We start from the raw sequence: 3021 nt of genomic DNA, 5'->3' as shown, positions 1-3021 counted from the left end.
GGCCGGCAACCCGGTGAACGTGATTGCCAGCCAGCGGCCGGCACTACCGCAAGTACTGTCTGAAAGCGATTACACCCCTGCAAACGCCATTGAATACGTATGCAGGGTGATTCCCGCGAAGAACGCGCTGCCTACCATAGCGGCGACGACAGCGGCCACCGCGTCGCACGTCCACGGTCACTCCGGGACGTTCACGAATCGATCTGCAACATTGCCTGGGAGGGGAAAATGTTGAACCACAAGCGCAGTGCGCTGAGTCTCGCGCTGGCCGTTGTGCTGGCGCCGACGCTGGCGTCGGCACAGTCCACGCAGAGCACCACCACGCCGGTCGGCACCGCCGCCACCAACCTGGATACGGTGCAGGTCACCGGCATCCGCCGCGGCATCGAGAGCGCGATCGCGGTCAAGCAGGACGCCACCTCGGTGGTCGAAGCGATCTCCGCCGAAGACATCGGCAAGCTGCCCGATGTCAGCATCGCCGAATCCATTTCGCGCCTTCCCGGCCTGGCCGCGCAGCGCGTGGCCGGCCGTGCGCAGGTGATCAGCGTGCGCGGCCTGTCACCGGACTTCGCCACCACCCTGCTCAACGGCCGTGAAGTGGTCAGCACCGGCGACAACCGCGGCGTCGAGTTCGACCAGTACCCGTCCGAACTGGTTAACGGCGTGACCGTGTACAAGACCCCGGATGCCGCACTGGTCGGCCAGGGCCTGTCGGGCACCATCGACATGCAGACCGCACGCCCGCTCAGCTTCGGCGAACGCGTGATCGCGGTCAGTGGCCGCTACCAGAAGAGCTCGCTGGGCCGCGCCGCCAACGTCGATCCGTACGGCAACCGCTTCAGCGCCAGCTACATCGACCAGTTCCTGGACAGGACCCTGGGCATCGCCATCGGCTACGCGCACAGCGACATGCCGATCCAGGAAAACCAGGTCGGCCTGTACGAGCCGTGGACTACCGAACACACCGACAAGGGCGAGCGTCGCGGAATCGCGCCGGGCACCTACTTCACCGATGGCATCAAGGCGCTGCGCCGCACCGGCAACAACAAGCGCGATGGCGTGATGGCCACCATCCAGTTCCGGCCGAACAACAGCTGGACCAGCACCTTCGACGCGTTCCACACCGAAGCCGAGCAGATCGATACCGCCAACCAGTTCGAGCTGAGCCTCAGCGGCAACGGCGAGGACAGCAACAACCCCAATGCGATCCTGCCGGTGTTCAGCAATGTCGGCCGCAACGCCGATGGCAGCTTCACCGGCGGCACGATCAACAATGCATATCCGCTGGTCCGCGGCATGTACAACAAGCGCAAGGACAAGATCGATGCGTTCGGCTGGAACAACGAGTTCAACGTGGGTGGCGTGAAGCTGGTTGCCGACCTGAACTACTCCAAGGCCACCCGCCGCGAGATCAACCTGGAGAACAACCTGCAGCTGGTGCCGCGCCCGCAGTTCGACACGATCGGCGTCGTCGTGAACAGCGATGGTTTCTCGCAGATCAGGCCGGGCCGGGATTACTCCAATCCGGAAAACCTGTTCCTGACCAACACCATCTATGGTTCCGGCTACGGCAAGGTGCCGGAGGTGGAGGACCGCCTGAAGGGCGCCAAGCTGGCGGCGACGCTGCCGGTTCCCGAGGCCATGTCCAGCTGGTTCTCCGATGTGGACGTGGGCGTGAACTATGCCGACCGTCGCAAGCAGAAGGCCCAGGCCGAAGGCAACATCCTGCTCGGTGCACAAGGCGAATCCACCATCGCCCCGGACCTGCAGTATCGCCCGGTCAATCTCGGCTTCGCTGGCATCGGCTACATCCCATCGTGGAATGTGCCGGCTGCGGTGGGGCGCTACATGACCTTCAACCCGGTCGACAATCTGGACTACCTGATTCCCAAGTCGTGGACGGTCGAGGAGAAGATCACCACTGCGTGGGCGCGCCTGAACATCAACACCGATATCGGCGTGGTCGGCGTGCGCGGCAACGTTGGCGTACAGATGCAGCACACCGACCAGAGCTCGGATTCACGCTACTGGGACAGCTCGCAGCCGGCGGGCAGCAACATCCAGCCCTTCTCTGCCGGCAAGACCTACAAGGATTGGCTGCCGAGCTTGAACCTGGTGTTCATGTTCCCGCACCAGCAGACGCTGCGTTTCGCCGCTGCCAAGCAGGTGGCACGCCCGCGCGTGGACCAGATGCGCGCCGGCCTGGAGTTCGGCGTGGATACCAACAATGGCCGCCCCGGCGGCAGTGGCGGCAACCCGCTGCTGGACCCCTGGCGTGCCACCGCACTGGACCTGTCCTACGAGAAGTACTTCGGCGAGAAGGCCTACGTGGCCGCGGCGATTTTCTACAAGGACCTGAAGAGCTACGTCTACACCCAGTCGGTGGACAACTACGACTTCAGTGAGCTGCTCGGCAACTATGTACCGCCGCCGGGCATGACCGCGCCGGTACAGACCGTCGGCACGTTCTCGACCCCGCAGAATGGCAAGGGCGGCACGTTGAAGGGCCTGGAACTGACCGCGTCGTTCCCGCTGGACATGCTGACCGACAGCCTGCGCGGCTTCGGCGTGCAGGCCAGCGCGACCTTCAACAAGAGCGACATCACCATTCTGGATCCAGAGAGTGCGTCCAGCGTGGGCACCGACCCGATCAGCCTGCCGGGCCTGTCCAAGCGTGTGTACAACTTCACCGCCTACTACGAGCGCAGTGGCTTTGAAGCACGCGTGAGCCAGCGCCGCCGTTCGGACTTCATTGGTGAAATCGGCAACTTCAACGGCAACCGCACCCTGCGCTACGTGGTGGGCGAGAACGTGACCGATGCGCAGGTGAGCTATACCTTCAGCGACAGCAGCGCCCTGCGTGGCCTGACCCTGCTGCTGCAGGGCAGCAACCTGACCAACGAGCCGTACCGCACCTATGCCGGCAGCAAGGACCGCCCGCTGGAGTACATCGAGTGGGGCCGCACCTACATGCTCGGCGTGAACTACAAGTTCTGACCTGGCCAAGGTAGTGGCGGCCGC

General features: G+C 64.1%; 2 protein-coding genes. Both read left to right on the top strand.

Features of this window, described 5'->3' with window-relative positions; genetic code table 11:
* A partial coding sequence (locus O0J73_RS22015; protein ID WP_308309640.1) for a hypothetical protein occupies positions 1–235 on the top strand: 235 nt, incomplete at its 5' end.
* Complete coding sequence (locus O0J73_RS22010) at positions 229–2997, top strand: TonB-dependent receptor (RefSeq protein ID WP_308309639.1); 2769 nt, start codon at positions 229–231, stop codon at positions 2995–2997. The genes O0J73_RS22015 and O0J73_RS22010, both read left to right, overlap by 7 nt.
* Positions 2998–3021 lie beyond the last annotated feature (24 nt).

Source organism: Stenotrophomonas sp. Sm6012 (genome assembly GCF_030985895.1).
Taxonomy (GTDB): domain Bacteria; phylum Pseudomonadota; class Gammaproteobacteria; order Xanthomonadales; family Xanthomonadaceae; genus Stenotrophomonas; species Stenotrophomonas forensis.
This window is presented reverse-complemented; position numbering and strand designations above follow the sequence as displayed.

What these genes read in the sequence shown, in the direction of transcription:
- O0J73_RS22010 (WP_308309639.1), top strand. Translation starts at nt 229, where the DNA reads ATGTTGAACCACAAGCGCAGTGCGCTGAGTCTCGCGCTGGCCGTTGTG.